The organism is Legionella pneumophila subsp. pneumophila str. Philadelphia 1 (assembly GCF_000008485.1).
In the GTDB taxonomy this organism is placed as follows: Bacteria; Pseudomonadota; Gammaproteobacteria; order Legionellales; family Legionellaceae; genus Legionella; species Legionella pneumophila.
On sequence record NC_002942.5, the window covers coordinates 1,159,200 to 1,181,670 of the forward strand.

Sequence of the window (22,471 nt, forward strand, 5' to 3'; positions counted from 1 at the left end):
CTTATAATCAAGCAGGTTACATAGTGTCATGCCACGTTGTTCTTTTTGTCAATACTTGTTAACCAGAGAGCTCTTAGTGATTTAATGGATTGAATCAGTGGACTCTCCAGTGTTTCCCTTTGTTTTTTTCAATGAAACCACTTTATCACATTGAATCTCAATGGTATTTGTTTTAGCAGCAGATACCCCCCAACATCGTATTCTTTTTCCCTCTTTCTCGATGAATAGCACATGAATAACCAAATTGCTCCCATAAGTGTTGTCGATGGTGATGTCTTGAGTCTCATTCGTTTTTGTCAGGAGTCTTCCCAGGGAATTGCCAGCACGGTGGAACTCTATTAATACTTCAGTATTGGATAAGGGCACATTGTTTATTTTGGAGTCCTTGTGGTATTTGATGTGATAGGATTGCGTGCCGGCGCAGGCATTAAGTGTCGTGCACGAAAAAATTACCGCAAAAATAATTTTAAGAAGGACTATTTTTTTTATTTTAAATGACGTGATATCGTTCATGGGATTCCTATTCTTATTCTTGCTCATCTATTTTTACTATTTTGTCATAAAATTTTTACATGCCCAATCTTTAATAGCATAATTCCTTTTTGTCATAATAGAGCTCAGTCAACAGAATAACTTATTATGAGGTTGGAGACTCATTTTAGTTTTTATTAACGACTCTAACAAGGATTAGTTTAGTATGCGTTTACGTCTTGTCATCTTAGTTTTAGCCGCAATTATTATTGGTGTGGGAAGTTATTCTGGGATAGTGAATGTCATTAAAGAGCCCATAGAAAATGTGATAATAGGGTATAAAAGCCCATCAGCCTGGAATAATCGTGGTGTAGATTATGTGATTGGCAAAAGAGTAGCACAAAATGACTCTGAAGCTGTAAAATGGTTTTGCAAGGCAGCGAAACAAGGCGAAGCCATGGCCCAGCGCAACCTTGGCTTGATGTATGCTGCAGGCAAAGGGGTCCCTCAGGATAATGGCAAGGCTATGCAATGGTTTCGTAAAGCCGCTCTTCAAAATGATGCCGTGTCACAATTAAATCTTGGTGTCATGTATCAAAAAGGTATGGGTACTCAGCAAAACGATAGGGAAGCAATCAAGTGGATTCATAAAGCAGCCGCACAAGGATTTCCAGAGGCTGAACGTAGTCTTGGCATCCTATATTCCACTGCTGAAAATGGGCAACAAAATTATGTCGAAGCTTTTAAATGGCTTCACAAGGCAGCTGAGAAAGAAGATGCCATAGCCCAATATAATCTTGCAGTTATGTATGTCACAGGCAAGGGGGTTCGGCAAAATGATACGGAAGCAGTTAAGTGGTTTCGTAAAGCAGGCAAACATGGCGATCTCATGGCTCAACGAACACTTGGATTAATGTACGCAACGGGGAGCAATGTTCAACAGGATGATTTTCAAGCGATGAAATGGTTTCGTCTGGCCGCGAAACAAGGAGATGCTGTGGCTCAATATAATATAGGTATGGGCTTTCTTAACGGCAAAGGGGTGATTCGAAATCACACAAAAGCTCTGAAATGGTTTCATTTAGCTGCTAGTCAAGGATTGCCCCAAGCTCAATATGTGCTTGCTGCACTTTATCATGATGGAGTGAGTCTTCCTCAAAATAGTATGGAAGCAATAAAGTGGCTCCGAAAGGCTGCTGCGCAAGGTCACTTGCAAGCTCAAGAGCGCCTGCAGGCTCTGGTTAGACAGGATTAGCTGTGAGGCGGTTCCTCTTTCATTATCATACGAGTTAGTATTTATCCCCCTATGCTGAAAATAACGATTTGATTATTTCAATGAGAAATTATTTAAACATAATAATATTTTCGTTCACGATTTTGTAATGCTTATTTAATTGTAATGGGATAAGCACAGCTCGTCATTTCAGAGATTAACACCTTTACAGTCTGAGTTGTTATTTTCTATCTAGGTTCTAGATATAAGCCGTTTAAATTTCTGAAAATTCATTTAGGTTAAAATTGATACACCTAAAAGTTAGAATCTGCCTCATTTATTGGGAATATTTTTGCAACACTATCATTAAGTAATCTGAGCGGTACTTTTATCCGAAGCACATTGCCATGCGATGTTATTATTTTAGCCTTTAAGTGTCGTTAAAGAGCATCTCTTTTCAGGTTTTATGGTTCTGTAAATTATTATTATAAACATTGTTGCTATTAGCGTAAAAACTAAAATTGATGGTGACGATGCAACGCCGGTTTTTTTTACAAGTATCATAGAAAGTAATGGAGCGAGGCCAGCGGATAAACTTGCTGCAATGGAATATAGTATTGATAAAACACTACAACGTAATTTAATCGGGAACATTTCAGCTAACATTACTGGTACTGTTGCATAATATGCTCCTGCTGGAATAGCAATTAAAGCTTGACTCAAAATTAACTGATAAAATATTTTGTGCGATAAGAAGTTGAAAAAAGGTTGAGATAGAACTAGAAATCCTATACTTGCTGCAACTACGATTTTTTCTCTACTAATTTTATCAGATAGATTCCCAATCAGAGGAAATACTCCTAGAAGTACCATTAAAGAAATGATGTTGGAAATGATAATTTCATGGTTTTGAAAATTACCATATAAACGAGCTTGCATAGGACCATAAATGTAAATTTGAAATGTAGTTGTTACACCCAAACAACTCAAAATAAACACATAAAGGGATTGTATTTTATTGTTTTTGATATAGGTTACCGATTCAGAAAGTAAACTCTTAAATTTAGGCTTTGGTCTGTCTGCATAGTATACGATGTATTCCATACTCTCGGGGATACATAAACGGATGTATAAACCAATCGAAGATCCTAAAAGCGCAAGCACAAAAGGAACACGCCAGATCATCCAGTCCTGTTCAGGATAGTGACTGGTAAAATAAGTAACAATCAATACAACTAAAGACGCTATCAGCATCCCTGACATAGCGCCAAAGGATGCCCAGCTTCCTGAGTAGCCCTTTTTTGAGGCTTCGGCATTCTCAACTAGGTAAGCAGAGGAGTTTAAATATTCTGCACCGCAGGAGAAGCTCTGAATAATTCTTAACACTAATAAGGTAATAGCAGAAAATGTACCTATAGTACTGTGAGGGGGGATAAACCCGATAAGGGTTGTTGATATGCCCATTGTTAGGATAGAACCTGCAAGGATAATTTTTCTGCCATAGATATCGGATAGTAAGCCCATTATCATAGCCCCAATAGGTCTGGCTAGGTATCCAGCAAAGAAAGTAAGAAAGACGAGAAACAAACCCTTGGAGACATCACCAATCAGGTATTTGGCAATGTAAACTGAGAGTAGGCCACAAATAGCCATGTCAAAGGATTCAATTAAATTACCCAGTGTACCTGCCAGAATGATTCGGGTTTGGTGCTTCATGCGATTATCCTTTACTTTGCATTGCCGATAGAGTGGTTAGTGAATCTTGATCTTCCACTCGGTCTAAAAATAAAAATCCATCCAGGTGATCAATTTCATGTTGAAGAATGCGGGCTTCTAAACCGGAAGCTTTTTTGGTAATTCTATTTCCATCTATGTCAAACCCTGAATATTCAATTTCCATGGCTCTTGGAACTTCACCCATTAATTCACCACAATTAAGGCAACCCTCGTAGCCAGTTTGAATTTCTTGAGATAGGATTTTTAATGAAGGATTAATTAAGGCTGTATCAGGAATTGGGTATTCTGGTTTTCTCCTTTTGGTGTAATCAGTACCAAATACAATAACTCGTTTGCTGATGCCAATTTGGGGGGCAGCTACGCCTACAGCCCCCTTGTCAGCCATTATGCCAAACATAGTCTTAATAAGCTCTTTTAACCAACTGCTACCAAATTCTGATTCAGAAATTGGATCAGCGGTTTGTCTTAAAATAGGGTTGTTTTTATCAAGGAGTGTGTTCATGGGGCACCTGATTGTTGATGATTAATGTCAGTTTGGGTTTTGTCGTCATGCAGGGCTGTTTGTCAGGGAAAATTAAATACTCTTGAATTCGCCTTAACGCAAATTTGCCCATGGCTAACAGTTTTTCGCAATGAATCGAGCTTTTGTTCTGGATATATGGATTTATCCGTTTTAATCCAAATGAAAAGATAGCTTTATAAGAATCATATTCAGTGGGGATGGAGATACCTGTTATAAGTCTAGGTTTTATTTGTTTGTATTTTACAATTGATTCTGTGCAGCCTATATGTGGTAGTTCGCTCCATAATTTCGGTTGATCCTGGCTGAGGAATTCTGGTTGATAGCAACCGTCAAATAGCCAGAGACTTTGCTCAATTAAATTTTGCTCTATGGCTGGGTTCGAGGATATGAAAAAGATCTGTCCTGCCTGGTTAATAAGGGCAATAGAAGCATAGTCAGTTTCTACTTGCCCTAGTACATCTGAAAACACCCTGCGTATTGTGACAAAGTGTTCAAACAGAAATTCCTTGGCTTTGGGGTGAAGCTTTACTTCCACAGCTGTTACATCCATATCTACAAGTTTTTTAAACTGCATGACTGTGCTTTTTTCTCTTTTCTTCATAAGAAGAAATTGAACCAATGGCCAAGTCAATGATTTTTAGTAAATTATTTTCCGAAGTGTCAATTGCTTTGACTTCTTTGATCAATCCTAACACAAAATCGGCGTAATCGTCATTACTTCCCTGAGAGATAGGGTATAAATGATGGCTTTGTTTCAAGATGTAATGAAGCAATTTTTCATCGACTTCATTCTTCTTCGTTGTTGCATTTTCGTCTTCCCCAAATAGTAACCAGCCTGGGTTTACTTGAAGATGGAAAGCCAGTTGTTTGACTTTTTCATAGTCTGGTAAAGCATCTCCTCGTATATAACGGCGGCAGATTTGTTCAGAGGCACCAGTAAACTCAGCCAGGGTTTTAATACAGATCCCATTTGGCGAGCGAGAGGCCGTATATCCTCTATCTTTGAGGGCGCTAATCAAGCGGTTAGCAAACGATTGATAGGGTCCCTTACTCATAAAATTATCCTTGTAATCGAACGTCATAAAAAAATTATCATATAAAACGATATCATTCAATATCATATCGTATCTTAATATAAATTTCTTTAAAACACATATTGATAATAAAATTAATATTGTTTTAATATAAGTTTCGTCAAATAATGCTAAATGTTAATTTGACGTGAATTGGACTTTAGTACACATGATTTACAGGAGTATTTTTCATGTCCCATAATAATAAAATAGGTATTTACAAGGGGATTATCCAGTATTTGCTAGATGCAACTAACTATCCGTTGCAGCGAATTGCTAACTTATCTAACTCACCAATTGCATATTTGCAATTGATTTATCACCATAACCGATTGCCTCAAAATAGAAGTGTAGAGCTAAATTTGCTGAAATTATTCATTGTGTTTATCGATATGGAAATTAAACGAGAGCAGAAAGCTGAGAAGCTTTTTCCAGCTGACATGCATTAGGAGGCTTTAAGATGCAGTTTTCTGATAATAAAATGCCAAAACAGATTTTGTTTATTACTGATTTAGAGGAGCTTCTTGGTCGTAACCGTTTGACATTAAGGCGTTGGTGGACTAGCGGAAAATTTCCACAACCAGTTAAACTAAATGGCACAACACTGGCATGGCACTCTGAGACAGTTAATCATTGGATTCAACAAAACATGCGATTATCTTAGCATAATAGCCCATATTATGTGGGCTATTGAACTTCTTTCCACAATGGATGATCTAACCAGCTCCTTGGAATTCCCATGCTTTCATGCGCCCAATCATATTTTTCAATAATAGGCTGAATAAGTTTCTCGGATGATATTGCCCAATCTATGCCATTACCCGCAGTGGTTAGTAATTTTCTGATGATCAACAAGATAATATATGAGCGATCATTTCTTGGTGTAATAGGAGGTAGCCAAAGTTCATTAATCGCATCAATTTTGGGTTTAATGGCTAAATCTTTATTCCAAAGGCGGCTATGATGAGCACATATATTTCTTACATAAGTTAGAAAGTATAGCCAATTGGCTAAAGTTTTTGGATGTAACTTATAACCCTCAGCAATTATCCTTTTGTCTTCATTTTTAAGCCCTTTAAATAAGACCGACAATGCACCAAAGGATAAAACCTCTATTGCCATCCATATTGGTAAGTTAGGATAGCCCAGATATTTATTTTTATAATGCTCAATAAAGTACTCTCTGGAACGCTCTATCTCGTTATTAATTTGTGCTAACCAGGTATTATGTTCAAATTGCTGATGGAAATTTTGAGGATTCGACAAAGCAAATGGTCCATAACTATGAGCAAGGTGATAAGCAATACTGGTTCTTACTGAAATTTCAATTCGCTCTAATCCATCCATTACTAACAATCTTAGTTTACGATCAAACTCATAGAGATCTATGACATTTTCAAATGTAACATTATCTTGAAATTGTTCGGTGATATTTCCTGTTGTATCTGAACGTTTAAAGGGTAAACAGTAGGCACTAAGCCGATAATAGTTGGTATTAGAAAGGCTTTGCAGGGCTGAAGGCCAATTATTTATAATAAGCCCTTTTGCTTGAAGTTTTTCCAGTTGATCTTGGAAACTCAGGGCTGGCTTTAGATATTTAATGAGAGGATTATTCATAGCAATACGCATAAAAAAAACCGCCAAGGTTACGCAAGGACTAACATCCTCTAGGCGTGGCGGTTGTGTTAAGTTAATTATAGAGCAGTTCATATGATTTTTTCAATCCTTTGATGAGATTAATCTTGCAATATGGTTTGCCCAGGAATCCAATGCCTCTTTGCGTTGGGGTAGCATCTCATTTTTATTATAAGTAGCCATAATACGAGGCATTTTGTGGCCAAGACATTTTTCTATCACCACGGGATCAATATTTAGTGACTCACCCAATTGTGTCGCAAAGGTTCTTCTTAAGTCATGGGCAGTCCATTCAGGAATTCCCACCCGATTCTGAATTCTTTTAATTGCGCGTGGAAGGGCATCTTTGGACATAGGAACATCGATTGTTATGCCTGGAATTACAAAAGGGGAGACAGATTGTTCTTTAAACTGAAGTAGTAATTTTTTTGTAAGTTCACTCAAGTGTATTTTTACAGTTATTCCTCCTTTTGAATGCTCGGGAGGAATAGTCCATAAAGATTGCTCAAAATCAAATTGATGCCATTGTGCCAGTCGGATTTCACCTGTTCTAACACCAGTAAGTATAATAACTTTAATTGCTAACCTGGCTGATTCAGACATTTGGCTTTTATCGCTTTCAAGGAATTTCCATATTATTCTTATTTCTTCGGGCGATAGTACCCGCTCCCTGGGCTTTTCAATACCACCGATATCACGTGATCGTATATTGGTAGCTGGATTATATTGAATATAACCACGACTCACTGCATAGTTTAGAACTTGTTTAATAGTGCTGAGAATGCGATTCGCATGAATTGGCGCTCCTCGTTGTACTATTTTGTCAAGGGCGATTGTAATATCTTTGGTTTGTAACTTATCAAGTACAGTATCGCCTAGTAGAGGAATTATTTCTGAGTCAATCTGATATTTGATAGGGCGTGGTTGCTTTCTATTTTTAACGGCATAATTTTCGTACCAAGACTGTATTAATTTTGAAAAGGTATTGTCTTCTTTTAATTTTTCTAGCTTGGTATTTTCTATAGGATTTATACCTTGCTCTTTTAAACTTTGCGCTTTAGCAAGATATTCACGAGCCTGTTTTAGACTAATAGCTGGATATTTTCCTAAGGTCATTTTTTGACGTTTACCATTCATACTAAAACGGTAAAACCAAGATTTATTACCACTTGGCATTACTCTAATACCTAATCCAGAAGATTCTATTTTTTCAAACCAGGTGGTCTCTGGCGCGAGATTTTTAATATAGCTATCGATAAATTTCATCTACACAGTCCTTTTTATTTTGGTACCATTTTTGGTACCAAAATTTATGTATAGGTATATTATCAAATGATACTAATTGAATTGCTAAAACTCAATTATTTCTTATAAATAAAGGGTTTTTTGCTATTTTTGAAATTAAATGATATTGTTTGATATCGGTATAATAAAGTTTCGTAATCAAGAGGTCGGAGGTTCGACTCCTCTCAGCGGCATAGTAAAATCAATGGGTTAGTAAAACTTATATTTTAATTTCTATAACGTGTCGAATATGTGTCGAACATTCATGAAGCTATAATATCTGGGTCTTTCCCAAATACGGGGGCATTTTATCAAGCACATAATACTCTAACTCTTAATCGGTAGTTTTCAAAGTTTCTAAACCCATAAGCTCTTCGTTGTATTAATTTCATTTTCCGATGAAATCCTTCAGTGATGCCATTTGATTTACTAAACCGCCACATACAGGCAATTTCTTCTTTCCATGAATCTAAGGTTTTTCCCAGGGCAACTAATGATTTAAATGGGCTTTGTTTCAAGTTCTGAATCATTTTTAAGAAGAGAGGAATGATTTTACGGCATCGTACTTTAGTTAGAGTTTTATTCATTAATAGCTCATGAAGCTGTTGTTGGAAGTGATAAATGGCTTCAATGAAGGAATCAGAGCCGATTTAAGCGACACAGATTTACATGAAGCTGTTGTTGGAAGTGATAAATGGCTTCAATGGCTGGATTTTCAGCGAGGAAAGTGTCTCGCTTTATTTTCTTATGAGATGTGAGTTTATCTGGTTTGGTTCGCAACAAAGCCAATAGACCTCGGTTATTTTTAATTGAGCTGGATAACTCACGATAAGTCATCATACATTGATGTTGTACTAATCGAATGACGTGAAACCTATCAGCTACTATTTTAGCGTTTGGGAAATGCTTTTTGACCAGAGAGCGGTAGGTATTACTTAAATCCATACAGACCACTTGAACACGGTCTTTCCCTTTTAAAGAGTTAAGGTAGTGATTTAAATCAACCTCTCTTCGTCCTTTAACGATATCAAACACTTTATGCTTTTTAAGGTCACATAAGGTAGTTGCAAAGCCATGTTTTCGACTAAAGAAGTGCTCATCAAGACCTAACACTTTTGGACAAGGCGTATTGAGCAATTCATTTCCTTCTATTTGATAGCGTCTATGATACCAACGTTCAATGGTTGCTTTCCCTTGTTTAAATTGAAGAGATAACTCTTTCTGGGAAATACCACTCGTATGGTGATGAAATATTTGAACTTGTAAACGCTCTGTAGACCGTTGATATTTAGCAATTCCGGGAAATTGTTGATTACCATAACGACCGCATTCATTGCAAAACAGTTTGTATGCTTTGAATCGAAGAATAGTCCGTCTGTGACCTATTAATTCATGATGAACCTTTCGTTCATAACTCGATTTCTTTCGAACCTTTTTGCTTGAACAATGAGAACAGCGTGGTAAACGGTTATAGGTTAAATCCAATAACAAGGGTTGATAACCACTTACTTTTTTTATAGAAAAACCAGGTAAATTTAGGATAACATCATGTCTCGGCACTTTAATCTCCTTTTTGATCGCGAAATCAAGAGGTTAGTTTATACTAACTTGATTAAAGTGCCCCCTTTGTTGGGGTAGAGCCTAATATCTGTCTAAAAAACAAAGGGTAATAATGGGGACGATTACTTATAGTTATAAATCTACCTCGAGCTCCTCAGCAGAAATTGAGGATATTGAGTTTAGTAGAACATCAACAACACGAAGAATAATTCGACCTATGATTGTTGAGAATAATGAGCGACCAGATGCTAGTATCAAAATTGAGATTATTCATCAAAAAGCAGAAAAAGGATTGTTCGAAGATATTCCAACTGAAAAATTGTCTAAGTATAAGGCTAAAGATATTGGTAAGTTAGTTCTAAGTAGTGAGGAGACATTGTCTCTTTTTAATCATCTTTGCAACCTATACTTAATTCATAAAGAAAATGGAATTCCGTCTGGCTATCATGAATTTGAAGTTGATGAAAATAGTAGATTAATGTCAATAGACTCGAAAAGAGCAGCTATTATTGAAACACTAATTCAGCAGGGATACTCAGAAGAAGTATGGGAAAAATTGGTTGAAAATTCTCCTGACTTAGCGACTAAACTTAGTATAGCTCGGTTATATCAAACACGCATGACTGCCTTAGAGCAATTTAGAACAATGCTATCCTGTGATCATAGTGAGCAAGATTGGCAATCCTTTTTTGAGAATAATAATTGGATATTTGGTTATGGATTGAATTATAAAATTTTAAAAGCCATTACAGGACAACCTCATTATGGAGGCGTAGTAATTGATGGAAGTGGAACTAATAAGGGAGATTTCTTAAGTGCTACTCAAGGATATTTAAAATTTACGGTATTAGTTGAAATTAAAAGATCAGACACCAAGCTATTAGCCTCAAAAAGATATAGAAATGATGTGGTATTACCTAGTGAAGATTTAATAGGAGGGGTTTCTCAATTAAGAGTGAATGGTAGAACCTGGGAGCAGCAAGGATCTCAACTACCAAAAAATAGAGATCTCCTAGAAGATGACTCTATTTATACTATTCAGCCACGAAAAATTTTGGTTATCGGCAATACTAATGAATTAAACGATCGATTAAAGCGTGAAAACTTTGAGTTATTTCGTAGAGGACAAAGTGATATTGAAATCCTAACCTTCGATGAACTGTTAAATCGGGCACAATTCATAACAGAACACACTGAGGCAATCAAAGATGGCTAGTATTCATTGAAGGAAATTAATGATGCACTTAAGCAGGAGTAATTTGAGTCATTTTCTCCAGCATCTATGATGTCTAATAGATTCATTGTGGGGGAAATGCCTCATCTCTGTGTTTTATTACTCTGATAAATCAAATTCTAACTGTCTTGGTCGAGAAATCAAATTGCCTTCCAAATCAACAACCGCATCTCTTAAATCATGATGACTCTTGTCTAAACTTAGTATGTCTTTGGTGAACAATTCGGTATTTCCACTTCCCATTAATACTGCAGGACCATAATATCTATATCGATTAAATTGGCTAATAATATTTGCTTCATACTCAGCCGCAATTTGACCTAATTCAAATCGCCAGATCCTTATAACCCTTATTCGAGCACGATCTACGGAGGGAAATCGACGTTCTATGGAGAGGTTTGTTATACCAATCTTGTATAGAAGTTCACCATCGTCTTTTTTTACAGCAATGTAATACAACAAACCGGGCTTTGTTTGATCAAAACCTGACACCGCACAACCTGGACAACCAGATTTATTACCCCTTACATGATTAACAGGGGATTGCCAAAACGAACCATGTACTAGGCATATTATTTCAACATGCTTGTGAGATGATTTGTAATCAACCTTTGAATAGTCATAAAGAGCTCCATGCACCTCCTTTGCTTCCTGAACGAACTCTTCAGTTGTTCGAGTCCTTATCATTGCCGCACTTTCATCGCCGCACTTTGGACATCCTACATCCCTTATATGATTGGACGGCTTTTGGTCGAATGGACCATGGTCTGGGCAGATGATAGTTACCTTGGTTAATGCATTGACGTACCGTACCTGAGAATAGTCATACTTATTCCCATGTGCTCTTTTCGCATCTTCAATGAAACGTTGGATGGAATGACTCAGTTTATTAGCTGTATTAATTCTACCGCACTGAGGGCAACCAAAACCCTTTAGATGTGACATTAATTGCTGAAAAAACAAGCCGTGATCCGGACATATAATTTCAATCTTACTTTCAACGTTTTGAAATTGTACATGGGAATAGTCATAATGGTTTCCGTGCTTCTTACTTGCACGCTCGATAAATCTTGCAATGGTCAGTGGCTTATTTCCACCGCATTCATGGCAACCGCGACCGGAGAGATGACCTGCAGGTATTTGCTTAAATTCACCATGCTCAGGACAAATTATTACGACCTTACTTCTAGCTGCAACATAAAACACTTTTGTGTAATCGTAGCGATTGCCGTGCACGTCACGAGCACGTCGAATGAAATCTGCTGTAGTAACACGTTTGGACATTTTCTCACAACCTTGAAAATGATATTGTTACGAGATATAAACATCAAAGCCGTTACGACTTCAATAGGGATTTAAATTGAAAAAAGCGTTACATGACTATTTTTATATCAATACAGGAAAAGAACTTAAGCTATACAGCAGTAACGAAGCTTCTACTTTAATAGAAGCAGCTAACATTCATTTAGACAGTAAAAACGGTATTAATTCTAAAAGTACCATACCAGCCTTAGAGGCTTTTATTTATGAGTGCATGGAAGAGTATTATGACAATGGGGTATCTGATAACTTATTAATCAAACTTAACGAAATCCTCGTGAATGTTAACATTCAATGCCTTTTTGAAAACATAGAAAATAGGCTGGTGGCAGTGCATGTTGCTTATATGCCATATAATCCACCACCATTAGCTTTCGGGGCATATATGTTCTCGAATGTTACTTCACTTTGTGGACTTGAAGGATTGAAACGTTGTAAAAGTAATGACTGCCTTAAGTTTTTTATAGGCCGCAGGAATGCCAAATGGTGCTCAAACTCGTGTGGCTCTAAATACAGAGTAAATAAACTGCGAAAGAACAAGCGTGCTGTGTATTGAACAAGGTACAATGATTTTCCCGTATTACATTTAGTTGTAGTATGGGAAATCATCTTCATTAAAGTCGATACAACCTAATAGATTTTTACCTACATCTAAAAAATACGTGGAACTACTGGGACAAGTGGAACACCCCAGTAGTTACTGGACTTTAGATGTTCCACTATCAAAATCGACAGTGGAACGAGTGGGACAATTAATAGTCGTCAGACCAAACTTTCTCAGTGAAAATATAACATCTAGGAATACCAATCCCTTTAATTCTTCGTTTTTGAGATGCTTTGCCGTCATTACCGGGGACTATCCAGCCAGCATTAATAAGAACTTTATTCACCATTTTAGGCTCAAATCCTTGACAGATCTCTTTCCTGTACACTTCAGATAAAACCATAAAAACACGAAAGCCCTCGCTGTCCGTGTGAAAAAAGCCAGCCCGATTAAAAAGGCGTTCACTGTTGGGATGATTTTCGTTTTCAAACCGGCTCGCTCCTTCTTTCTCAAAGAACGCACGAACTTGTGACAGTATAGCTCGGTCTTCTCTATTACCATGCTCACCAAAATCTTTTAGCCAAGCGTTAAAGCATTTTTCTGCCGGATTACATGCTGTGCCACGTGTCCATCCAGTTAGTTCGTAATGAGTCGCTATTTCTCCAGCCATGGCAACCAACGCAAAGCGTCTGGCTACTCGTTGAATTTGACCAGAATGTTCTGGTTTAGTGACTTTAGCAACAAAATGCTGAATTTTATTAGTGAGTAGGGCGATCAATTCGGCGCGATGTTTCACAATTTTATGGAGCCATGCTAGACCAACAGCACCATGATATTGACTGGCAGCTTCTTTTAATGCGAGTGACATAGCGGCTGGGTTTATATGATCATGTAACTGCTCAAATAACCCCATCTCTGCACCAGCATCCGCTTCAATATCTGCTAACCGAATTTCTTGACCTGCATTGCATCGCTGCCCAGCTTTTGCCATTAATGAAGTTAATGACTCCTCACCAGCTGATAAGAAAAGTAATGACCAACGCATGGACTGTCTTGCGGTACCACAACGAGAAGCTCTTGTTTTACCTTGACCATTTGCAAGTAGATAGGCACATTCTCCAGCTTCTTTAGGATCCATCTGGCTCAGCTCATTGAGGATTAATAATCCATCATTATGAAGTGCTGCCAATCCTTCTAACCCATTCGCTGTGCTTCGCCATAAACGAATATAACTATCTGGTTTACCCCAAACAGAAGCTGCTACTTTTAAAGCGGTTGTTTTACCAGAAGAGGAAGCTCCTCTGAAATGAAAGCCACCTGAATCTTCACCAACAAGATTGGCAAGGCTTGGAGCAAAGGCTGCGGAAATAGCAAATACCAAGCGAGAATTACCATCTGCTAATCGTGAGATAGAGTTTCGCCAATCCTCAACACTACCTGCAACAGACAGGGATTGCCCTATGGCTTCATTAGCGGTAACAAAGACTTCTTTATACCAGCCCAGTTTATCGACACAACGAGCACGCTCTTCGACTGGAAAGACTTGGATATAGGAAGCTAATAAATCACGAGCTGTTTTACTGGGTGAAATGGTCAATCCCAATCGCGCCAGCTCCCGTCTTACATCGCTGGAGTCTCCTTGCAATAAAGCCAAAGGCATAGCCCATTGATGCTTAATCCCATCATCATCCACCCACTCAAGTAATCGACCCCATTCGCCACTATTGGCATCACGAGTTTTAGCGACCACAGACAACGAAGAGCAAATCCATCGAGGAGGTAGCTCATTATTGTCTTTATCCTTACCAACAAAAATTACCCCATCTGAGGTTAACTGGAATAGTCCACCTGCATAGTGAAACGATTTGATGCGTTTAGACTGTTTAAAATCAACATGATATATTTGTTCTGAATTCATTTTATTCTCTCCAACAACTGTCGCAGGAAGGTGAGCTACCACCTTCCAATTATTCAAAAAAAGGCTAAACCGCTTCTTGATGGGTGTTATGAACACATTGGTGTTGAAGATAATTAAGAATATCCAATTTGCGATAGCGAACGGTGCGACCAATTTTTAAGTAGGGCACACCCTGACCAGCCCAACGATTACGTTCAAGTAATTGAACTGAGCAATCTAAAACTGCGGCAAGTGTATTTTGATTAAAGAGGGTAGATTCTGGAGCAGATTCGAATTCATTGATGAGTTGCAAGCGCGATACATGATTTTTAGACATAGTAATACCTTTCTCAAAAGAATTTTCATTCGACATTAAAAAATGTCGCCAAAGAGGCTTTTTCCATAAATCCAATTTGAAAATTCCAGTAGCACTGGTACTTTCTATCCAAAAATCCATATAGCTTTAAAGCCATTTTCATAAAGCTATTTAAAACAACGAACAGATTATTACGTGGTTTGAAAATTAAAGTCAACAATTGGAAACAAATTCAAAGAAAGTGTAATTAGAGTGAACAAATATGAGTTATTTGTCCCACGCGTACCATGGGATATTTTGAGGGTGGCACGCTTATGGCCTAGTAATATCAAGATGTCCCCTTAGTTCCACTCGTACCACTAAAAATCATTAAGGCTGCTCTCAATATAGGGGAAATGGAGTATAATTTTGATATGAAAACATTATCAGAAATTAATCCTAATCCTCAGGATAGTGAGAAACCCAATGATCTAACCCTTGAAGCTATAGAGGAGCTGGAGAGTGTCGGGGGAAAGAAATATTCATCTTTTAAATCAATGATTGATGATTTGGAATATGATGCATGAGATAATTCGTTCAACTCCAGTAGATTTAGGTCGGTCAATTAGATAGTGTCAAATGTACTTTGAGTGTTTCCACCAAAAATTCTTTGGTGCATTTTATAGAGATAATTGTCCGTCATGCCACTGATATAATCAGCGATAATCCTTTTTTGGTCAGCTTCTTGGGTCTGTCTGCTATATTTTTGAAATACTTCTGTCGGTAATAACATTTCAGGATTAACATCAATTGCATCAAATAGCTGCATAATTAGTACCTTTCCTCCATGAATAATTGACTTTACGTGTTGAGTTTTAATTAAATTATTGCTTACAAGTAGTTTTAGGTTTTTTATAAATGTTTCAATAGCCTCATTTTCAAACTTTACAAAATATCTAAATATAGGTTCATTGAAATTACTATTTTCCTCAATACAAGTATGAATTATTGCTTCGTGAATTAATGTCCCGATAACTTTTTTTCTGGCTTTTAAATCATCTGAAAGAAGAAGTGTTGGATAATTACTCCAATTTTGAATGAAGTTTTGATTTTCAAAGAAATTAACCAATTCATCCATACTAATTTGCCGAAAGAAAATAGCATCTTCTAGATCATGAATACTGTAAGAAATATCATCAGCAATATTCATAACACTGCAATCAAATGTTTTATATTTTGTTTTTTTATGATCTGGTTTTGGGGCTGGAAAAGATCTTTGAAACTCTATTCTTTCATTATCAGTAATATAACTTAATAGATTCAGGACTGTTGGGTTGTCACTATCATAATAACACTTTGGAGGATTCCATCTTGAATTATCTATTAGATATTCCGTAATCTCTTTTTGATCGGAGATTCTTTGATCTAGATTAGGATATGTTTTTACATTCACCAATGCACTGTAGGTTGCAGGATACTTTAGTACTCCCAATAAAGTTCTATAAGTAAGATTTAAAGAATCTACTTTATTAATTAGTCTTAAAGTTTGCGCATTTCCCTCAAATCCTCCATAGTTTCTCATTTTATAATTTAGTGCTTGCTCACCACCATGACCATATGGTGGGTGTCCAATGTCATGAAGTAATCCAATTGTATCGAGCAAAGTGTCTATATCTTCATTTTTCTGAGAGTTTAAGAAAATAAGCTTATCTTCTAGATTTTTTTTCTTATCTTGTTGTAATCGATATAATAGATTATTAAAAATGCTTTTTGCAATCGAGGCGACTTCTATGGAATGAGTTAATCTATTTCTATGAAAGTCAGAATCTTTACCGCTCACAATTTGAATTTTACCTTGAAGCCGGCGAAAAGAATAAGAATGAACAACTTTACATTTATCTTTTTCAAACGGAGTTCGGTGATCTAAGTTTTTTTCTATTTCCAGTTCAAACCTAAATGTGTGCCAGTTGATACTATCCATGATTAACCATCCTTGATTAAATAAAATTATAGCACACGAAGTTTTTTTCCTTAGTTTTCGATTAAATTACTCAATGTCCCGAAGAAAAGAATTTTAGTAGGTAGGAACATCACATTACTGTGACATTCCCCCATAAAAACCGTACGTGCGACTTTCATCGCATACGGCTTCAATCAAGGAAACAGAAGATGTCTGTTTCTTTTCTAAGCCAATCCCATAGGATCAGCCGGTAACACTACAGGTATCTTTCGCAAGAACGTTTTTTAAAGTAATCATCATATTGGGGATGGTAGGGATTAGCAGCTCCAACTATTTTATTATGGCGAATAATTTTAGTATCCGCTGCATGGCAAAGAGTTAACAGCTTTGCTTTTTTCCCAGTTTCATTGCTCCTACAGGCGAAGGTCATGTTGCGACGGTTTTCTATTGCTAGGTAATACCGTTGCTTAACCCATCTTAAGTTTTTGTTAGGATGTCGCCTGCATGCCCAGCACCTTAATGATCGCCAGATAAAGTGGTCTACTTTTGTAAATGTTTCTTTAGCCACTATGTGATGATGATAATTTGCCCAACCTCGGATTATAGGATTAAGTACGCCTATTACTTCTTCTTGTTTGGCAGTACAAAGTTTTGTTATCATCGTTTTCACTTTCAGCTTAAGTGCCTTAACATTGTTCGCTGATGGTTTTATCAATAGTTTTTCGTTGGCTTTTCCCAATCTATATTTCCGTATATTTTGACCAAGAAAATCGAACCCGTGTGTGATATGCGTCACTTTAGTCTTTTGCTCAGAAAGCTTTAGACCTCGTTGTGCTAGAAAATCCTTTATTAGCGGTTTGACTTCGTCTTCAAGAAGAGTTTTTGATTTTCCTGTGATGACAAAATCATCAGCATATCTCACGAAATGCACTTGGTATTTACTGGTACGGCTAGCGTGTCCATCGTGTTTTAATGATCCAAATTTCGTTGCAAGCAACGTCTCTAAACCATCCAATACCAAATTTGCCAACGTTGGAGAGATAATACCTCCTTGTGGCGTGCCTTCCTGGGTAGGAAACAAGTGACCTTTATCAATATATCCCGCTTTTAACCAGTGCTGGAGCATTCTCTTATCTAACATCACGTTATTAAGAATCCACTCGTGGCTGATTGTATCAAAACACCCTTTGATGTCGCCTTCTAGTACCCATTGTGCGGCACCTTTGCGAGCAAGCATCACAAAGAGATGGCTAATAGCGTCATGAGTAGAACGCCGTGGGCGAAATCCATAAGAATTCCAATCAGCAGTGGTTTCTGAAACAGGCTCTAGTGCAAGTAAGTATAAAGCTTGCATCGCTCTGTCTCGCATAACCGGGATGCCAAGTGGTCTTTTAGTGTTATTTGATTTTGGGATATACACTCGCTTTAAAGGGTAGGGTTTATATCCCCGCCGTTTAAGTTGAGTGATGGCTTTTGATTTTGCTTCAGGTGTTGACCATATTTTCCCATCAACACCGGCCGTTCTTTTGCCTTTATTTTCTGTAACTCGCTTTACGGCAATTGCTTTGGCCGAGAAGGAATGAGTGAGTAGCCATTGTAATGAGTTCACTTTACGCCAGCGTTTCTCTCGTGTTGCCTTTGCGATACGTCGTTGCAGTTTCTTAACTTCTTCATGACATGCTAACCAGTTAATGGTTTGCCATTTGATAGTAGTAGGAGCCGCATCCGCATCGTTAGTTTGTGATGTAGTCATTTGCATGTCTCCTTAAAAAGAAATTCTGCTAGTCTCTCGCAATGTTGACCAAGACCAAGTGGGCTGGCTTTCACCATAGAACAGTCGTTCCTATCTTTTCCATTACAGAAGAGCGTTTGCTTTTTAGTCTATCTTCTGCCCGCTTCAGCATCAGTTTTCCTTGCGGTTAACCTGCCTTACTTAAAATTGCTAAGGCACTGAGTCGGGTTTACCTCGTTCCGTCTACATGACAAAATTGGGGTTAGGTTCCGCCTCTTCACCGCGCATGTTGTTTGTCCGTGCAATCCAACCTCAAACCTGGATTGTCCCATGCATGCCATTTTGGCTTTCGCTTATCAGCTTCTTTAGCTCATCATTGCTTTCGATGTTTATCAGCAGTTCACTTACATTAACCATACCCATTAGCCTAGCCTTATTCCGGATGAAGCTTCCAGATTCGTGTTTACCTATCAGCAAATCCACGACGTTTACATGCGTAAACTTCAGTACATTGTCATTCGAGCTTCGCACGCCATCGTTACCAATGACGCACGTCGAATTAGGCTACTATGAACGGAATCATAGGTACTCTAATAGTCCCGTAACGAAACCAATAAATGCATTCCGTAGTTTGACTACCCGTACAATCACATAGACGACCCATCGAGTCGCACCTAAGGGCGCAATATACATTGCCTTGCAATGTTGAAATTTAAACCAAAAATATATTCTTTAGTCTAATATTTAATGAAGAATAATGTCATTAAAAGGGATTTTGGATTAACCAATAAAGGATAAATAAAATGGCGCTAATTGATCAAATTACTACGATTAATAAGAATGAATTTACCGACGATTTCCTGCGTAAATATTTTGAACTAGGTTTTGGTTCTTTATCTAAACACGATATTGATTTACTCGTTTATTATCTTGTAAAAGAACATTCAGACTTATTTAATGGAAAAACAAATTATGAAATTTCTTCTCTTCTGACGATAACAGAAAGGAAATTGCAAAGCATTCAAATGGAGTCCTACCTGAGATATGAAAATAATTCCATATCAAAAAACCTAGAAGAACTAAGTGTAAAAATTACAAAGGGAGAAATTAAACCAGAAGTTGAAGGGGACAAAATTCGAGTTTTAATAGATTCTCCAGTTTTAAGGAGAGATCTAGAGTATTCAATAACTTCTTTAGGCCACATAGTTGATTACTCTTTTAACAAGAATATCCTCAGTTTAAGATTAAGCAACTTTTTTGAAGTGTTTGGTAATTTGAATATAGAAAATGGAAAGGAATTAAAAACGCAAGTAATTGACTTTTTTCGTGAACAAAATAAATGGGATAAGGAGATACTAATTGAGATTGAAAATAAGTCATGGTGGATTAAGCAATTTAATACCTTACAAGCTGCTGTCAAAAAGGAAGCAGCTGCATTAATTTTTCATAGTATAATTTCTATGGTGAAATCACACATAGGGATATAAATAAAAATTACGGTAATAATTTTAATGTTTAAGTACTAGAAATCAAAAATAATGTTTATCCCCCGGTTGACAATAGAGGTATTGGCTAATTTTTCTGTTTGATATCAGGTAACTCATTTAAAATAGCGCGTTCACGTTCTAATTCGGCACGCAACTCTTCTTCAGTAGGTAAGTAGGGTAAGTATTTTGATGCAAATAGTTGTTTACTTTCTGTTAACACAGAATACTTAGCAACCGCTTCGCTTTTTTCACTACATAAAATCAAACCGATAGTAGGATTATCATCAGAGCTTTTACGGTGCTGATCATAAATCCTTACATAAGTGTCCATTTGCCCAACATCTTGATGAGTAAGTTTGCCTATTTTTAAGTCGATAAGTAGAAAGCATTTCAGTTTAAAATTGTAAAATACTAAATCGATATAAAAATCCTGATCTTCTGTTGCAATTCGTTGTTGTCGTTCTACGAATGCAAAGCCTTTACCAAGCTCTAATAGGAATTGTTGAAGATTGTTGATAAGCGCTTGCTCCAGATTACTTTCCAATACAGAAGCATGTGGTAAATTCAAAAAATCCAGAATATAAGGATCACGTAAGTAATTTTTCGGATCGTCTTTTAATGGTTCAATATGAGAATTGGCTTCATCAATCACAGGTTGTTTATCTTTACTTGATAATAAGCGTTCGTAATACAATTTATCAATTTGACGCTCTAATGCCCTGACACTCCAAACATTCTCTATAGTTTCTTTCATGTACCATTCACGCGCGCTCTGTTTTTCTACCCGTAACAATGCGCAATAATGTGACCAACTCAATTTGGCGGACACTGTCTGCCAAATTGGATACATGAGATAAAAATTTCTCATGTTCCTAAGATTACGCTCTTTAAATCCCTTACCAAACTCTTTACATAATTGTTCGGATAATAATTTTATTTGCTGTTGACCATAATCAGCTCTACTTTTACCTTGTTGCTCATGCTCAACAATTAAACGCCCAACATTCCAATAAGCCTGTACCATAGTATGATTAACTGTTTGCTGTAGCTGGGTTCGTGCTTGATTTAGTATTGAACGTATAGCTGTAAGCAATTCGGGTAGTTCAGGCATATTCATTTCAAAAGCTCCGTTTTTTCGGGTTGGATAGGAATGATGTCAGCGGATTTTACTACACCCACACATTTTAAAATATAATCTGTAATAAGCTGCATAGGTTTTCGAAGTCGTTCTACATCAACAATGATGTATCCGGCAGTTACATCACTACTCATTTTATGGTTCATTAAACGTTTTAAAGCATAGGCTGGAATATCGAGACTTTCGGCAATAGTGATAAATGTTCGTCTCAAGTCATGGACTGTGAAATGAACACCGGAATTTTTTATCACATGTGCCATTGTCTTTCTAGGTTCGATAATATGGCCTGCTGTACCCGAGCCGGGAAAGATATAGTCGTTAATGGCCTTCTCTTTTCTGGCAATCAACAAATCATAAAGAAAGTCTGAAAGCGGAAGAGTATGGGATTCATTGTTTTTGGTTGTATTGATAGTGAATGTCTTGGCCTTTAAGTCGAGATCAGACCACTTTAAGGTGGCTGCTTCTTGCCTGCGTAAACCAGTTAATAAGATTAATAACAGGTAATCACGTAATGTTACATTTTGGATCTCTTGCAAACTAGTATACCAGGCAGCTAGCTCGTGAGATTTTATATAGGTTTTTCGTTTTTCAATGCGGTACCAGGCGCGAGTTTGCGAGAGGCGTTTTACTGGGTTATCAATGAAAAGGGAATGGCCGCTGTTATCTTCATATTGGCCTGCTGCAAAATTGAATAAGGCTCGTAGGATCCGCATAGCTAAATTAGCATAGGCTTCTCCATGTTCATTACCTAGCTTTTCGTGGTATTTGGCGATGCGATCTCTAGTGATAGATAACATCGGTTTGCTTTTCCAATGGGTGAATGCTTTATCTAATATGTGTGTGTAATTATCTATAGTTCTAGGCTTTAAGTTTTTTCTGGTTCTTAGATAGTCTTTAAAAACTTGATTTAAAGTAATATCTCGAACCTCTGTCGCCTTTTTCTCAGCAATGGGGTCAATACCCATAGCGATTTGACCTAAAAGGTGTAGCGCTTTGTTTTTTGCCATTTCAGCAGTTAATTCTGGGTAATGTCCTAAAGTAATGCGACAGCGTTTTTTATTTATGAATTTTTCAACAAAAAAGGCTTTTGCTCCTCCAGAAGTTACACGGATGCCAAAGCCTTTTAGGTTGTCATCATAATATCTCTTCTGTGCAGTTTTACCTGCTTCCATTGCTTGAGGAAGAGGGAGGTTTTCTACGTTTGTTTTGTTTATTTTCATAATTAATTTTTACCCTTACTTTTTAATGTGTCGCAAGAGTGTCGCACTTGTGTCGCACAATTATTTAAAATCAATTAATAGAACTTATAACGTAATAATGTTGTAACATCAAGTAAATAAAGGGATATTAAAAGAGTTTTAAAAGGTG

At 37.1% G+C, this 22,471-nt stretch carries 21 protein-coding genes and 1 pseudogene; 7 read left to right on the forward strand and 15 right to left on the reverse strand.

Annotation, left to right across the window (positions count from 1 at the left end; genetic code table 11):
• Positions 1–81: 81 nt before the first annotated feature.
• Positions 82–513 (reverse strand): hypothetical protein, encoded by a 432-nt coding sequence (locus LPG_RS05275; protein WP_011946158.1) that lies wholly within the window; start codon positions 511–513, stop codon positions 82–84.
• Positions 514–697: 184 nt separating this feature from the next.
• Between LPG_RS05275 and LPG_RS05280 the strand changes: the two genes are divergently transcribed.
• Positions 698–1,726 (forward strand): tetratricopeptide repeat protein, encoded by a 1,029-nt coding sequence (locus LPG_RS05280; RefSeq protein WP_010946797.1) that lies wholly within the window; start codon positions 698–700, stop codon positions 1,724–1,726.
• A 381-nt stretch (positions 1,727–2,107) separates the two neighbouring features.
• Here LPG_RS05280 and LPG_RS05285 read toward each other — a convergent pair whose 3' ends face one another.
• Genes LPG_RS05285 through LPG_RS05300 form a run of 4 tightly spaced genes read right to left on the reverse strand, consistent with a single transcriptional unit; the run spans position 2,108 to position 4,999 of the window.
• On the reverse strand, positions 2,108–3,400 hold the full coding sequence (locus LPG_RS05285; RefSeq protein ID WP_010946798.1) for an MFS transporter: 1,293 nt from the start codon (positions 3,398–3,400) through the stop codon (positions 2,108–2,110).
• Positions 3,401–3,404: 4 nt separating this feature from the next.
• Positions 3,405–3,923, reverse strand: a complete 519-nt coding sequence (gene def / locus LPG_RS05290; RefSeq protein WP_010946799.1) for a peptide deformylase — start codon at positions 3,921–3,923, stop codon at positions 3,405–3,407.
• The gene (locus tag LPG_RS05295) at positions 3,907–4,518 is read right to left on the reverse strand and encodes a hypothetical protein (protein WP_011946159.1); all 612 of its coding nucleotides are present in this window, start codon (positions 4,516–4,518) and stop codon (positions 3,907–3,909) included. The genes def and LPG_RS05295 overlap by 17 nt, the downstream gene beginning before the upstream one ends.
• The gene (locus LPG_RS05300; protein WP_013101377.1) at positions 4,508–4,999 is read right to left on the reverse strand and encodes a helix-turn-helix domain-containing protein; all 492 of its coding nucleotides are present in this window, start codon (positions 4,997–4,999) and stop codon (positions 4,508–4,510) included. The genes LPG_RS05295 and LPG_RS05300 overlap by 11 nt, the downstream gene beginning before the upstream one ends.
• 209 nt (positions 5,000–5,208) lie before the next feature.
• Between LPG_RS05300 and LPG_RS05305 the strand changes: the two genes are divergently transcribed.
• Positions 5,209–5,466 carry a hypothetical protein gene (locus LPG_RS05305; protein WP_010946802.1) on the forward strand — a complete coding sequence of 86 codons (258 nt, stop codon included), beginning with the start codon at positions 5,209–5,211 and terminating at the stop codon, positions 5,464–5,466.
• A gap of 11 nt (positions 5,467–5,477) precedes the next feature.
• Entirely contained in the window at positions 5,478–5,681 is a 204-nt protein-coding gene (locus tag LPG_RS05310; RefSeq protein ID WP_010946803.1) for a helix-turn-helix transcriptional regulator, read from the forward strand.
• A 23-nt stretch (positions 5,682–5,704) separates the two neighbouring features.
• Here the strand turns inward: LPG_RS05310 and LPG_RS05315 are convergent, their stop codons facing one another.
• From LPG_RS05315 to LPG_RS05325, 3 genes and pseudogenes are all read right to left on the reverse strand, one after another.
• Positions 5,705–6,727, reverse strand: coding sequence for an Abi family protein (locus LPG_RS05315; protein ID WP_010946804.1), 1,023 nt, complete (start codon positions 6,725–6,727; stop codon positions 5,705–5,707).
• A gap of 9 nt (positions 6,728–6,736) precedes the next feature.
• Positions 6,737–7,918, reverse strand: a complete 1,182-nt coding sequence (locus tag LPG_RS05320) for a tyrosine-type recombinase/integrase (RefSeq protein ID WP_010946805.1) — start codon at positions 7,916–7,918, stop codon at positions 6,737–6,739.
• A gap of 329 nt (positions 7,919–8,247) precedes the next feature.
• Positions 8,248–9,496: pseudogene (locus tag LPG_RS05325) on the reverse strand (ISL3 family transposase).
• A gap of 112 nt (positions 9,497–9,608) precedes the next feature.
• Here LPG_RS05325 and LPG_RS05330 point away from each other — a divergent pair.
• Positions 9,609–10,712 carry a Shedu immune nuclease family protein gene (locus LPG_RS05330; protein WP_015444645.1) on the forward strand — a complete coding sequence of 368 codons (1,104 nt, stop codon included), beginning with the start codon at positions 9,609–9,611 and terminating at the stop codon, positions 10,710–10,712.
• 117 nt (positions 10,713–10,829) lie between these two features.
• On the opposite strand, the gene LPG_RS05335 is transcribed toward LPG_RS05330, so the two are convergent.
• Positions 10,830–12,014 (reverse strand): zinc-ribbon domain-containing protein, encoded by a 1,185-nt coding sequence (locus LPG_RS05335; protein ID WP_010946809.1) that lies wholly within the window; start codon positions 12,012–12,014, stop codon positions 10,830–10,832.
• A gap of 76 nt (positions 12,015–12,090) precedes the next feature.
• On the opposite strand from LPG_RS05335, the gene LPG_RS05340 reads away from it, so the two are divergent.
• Entirely contained in the window at positions 12,091–12,606 is a 516-nt protein-coding gene (locus LPG_RS05340; protein WP_015444644.1) for a CGNR zinc finger domain-containing protein, read from the forward strand.
• A 196-nt stretch (positions 12,607–12,802) separates the two neighbouring features.
• Here the strand turns inward: LPG_RS05340 and LPG_RS05345 are convergent, their stop codons facing one another.
• Entirely contained in the window at positions 12,803–14,512 is a 1,710-nt protein-coding gene (locus LPG_RS05345; protein WP_010946812.1) for a DUF927 domain-containing protein, read from the reverse strand.
• A 64-nt stretch (positions 14,513–14,576) separates the two neighbouring features.
• On the reverse strand, positions 14,577–14,828 hold the full coding sequence (locus LPG_RS05350; RefSeq protein ID WP_015444643.1) for a hypothetical protein: 252 nt from the start codon (positions 14,826–14,828) through the stop codon (positions 14,577–14,579).
• Between the two features lie 392 nt (positions 14,829–15,220).
• Between LPG_RS05350 and LPG_RS15240 the strand changes: the two genes are divergently transcribed.
• Complete coding sequence (locus LPG_RS15240) at positions 15,221–15,373, forward strand: hypothetical protein (RefSeq protein WP_015444641.1); 153 nt, start codon at positions 15,221–15,223, stop codon at positions 15,371–15,373.
• Positions 15,374–15,411: 38 nt separating this feature from the next.
• Here LPG_RS15240 and LPG_RS05355 read toward each other — a convergent pair whose 3' ends face one another.
• Complete coding sequence (locus LPG_RS05355; protein ID WP_010946815.1) at positions 15,412–16,767, reverse strand: anti-phage deoxyguanosine triphosphatase; 1,356 nt, start codon at positions 16,765–16,767, stop codon at positions 15,412–15,414.
• 235 nt (positions 16,768–17,002) lie between these two features.
• Positions 17,003–18,499 (reverse strand): group II intron reverse transcriptase/maturase, encoded by a 1,497-nt coding sequence (gene ltrA / locus LPG_RS05360; protein ID WP_015444640.1) that lies wholly within the window; start codon positions 18,497–18,499, stop codon positions 17,003–17,005.
• Positions 18,500–19,281: 782 nt separating this feature from the next.
• Between ltrA and LPG_RS05365 the strand changes: the two genes are divergently transcribed.
• The gene (locus LPG_RS05365) at positions 19,282–19,965 is read left to right on the forward strand and encodes a lpg1083 family Dot/Icm T4SS effector (RefSeq protein WP_010946818.1); all 684 of its coding nucleotides are present in this window, start codon (positions 19,282–19,284) and stop codon (positions 19,963–19,965) included.
• Between the two features lie 85 nt (positions 19,966–20,050).
• On the opposite strand, the gene LPG_RS05370 is transcribed toward LPG_RS05365, so the two are convergent.
• On the reverse strand, positions 20,051–21,082 hold the full coding sequence (locus LPG_RS05370) for a PDDEXK nuclease domain-containing protein (RefSeq protein WP_010946819.1): 1,032 nt from the start codon (positions 21,080–21,082) through the stop codon (positions 20,051–20,053).
• Positions 21,079–22,323 carry a tyrosine-type recombinase/integrase gene (locus LPG_RS05375; RefSeq protein ID WP_010946820.1) on the reverse strand — a complete coding sequence of 415 codons (1,245 nt, stop codon included), beginning with the start codon at positions 22,321–22,323 and terminating at the stop codon, positions 21,079–21,081. Before LPG_RS05375 ends, LPG_RS05370 begins: the two co-directional genes overlap by 4 nt.
• Between the last annotated feature and the right edge of the window lie 148 nt (positions 22,324–22,471).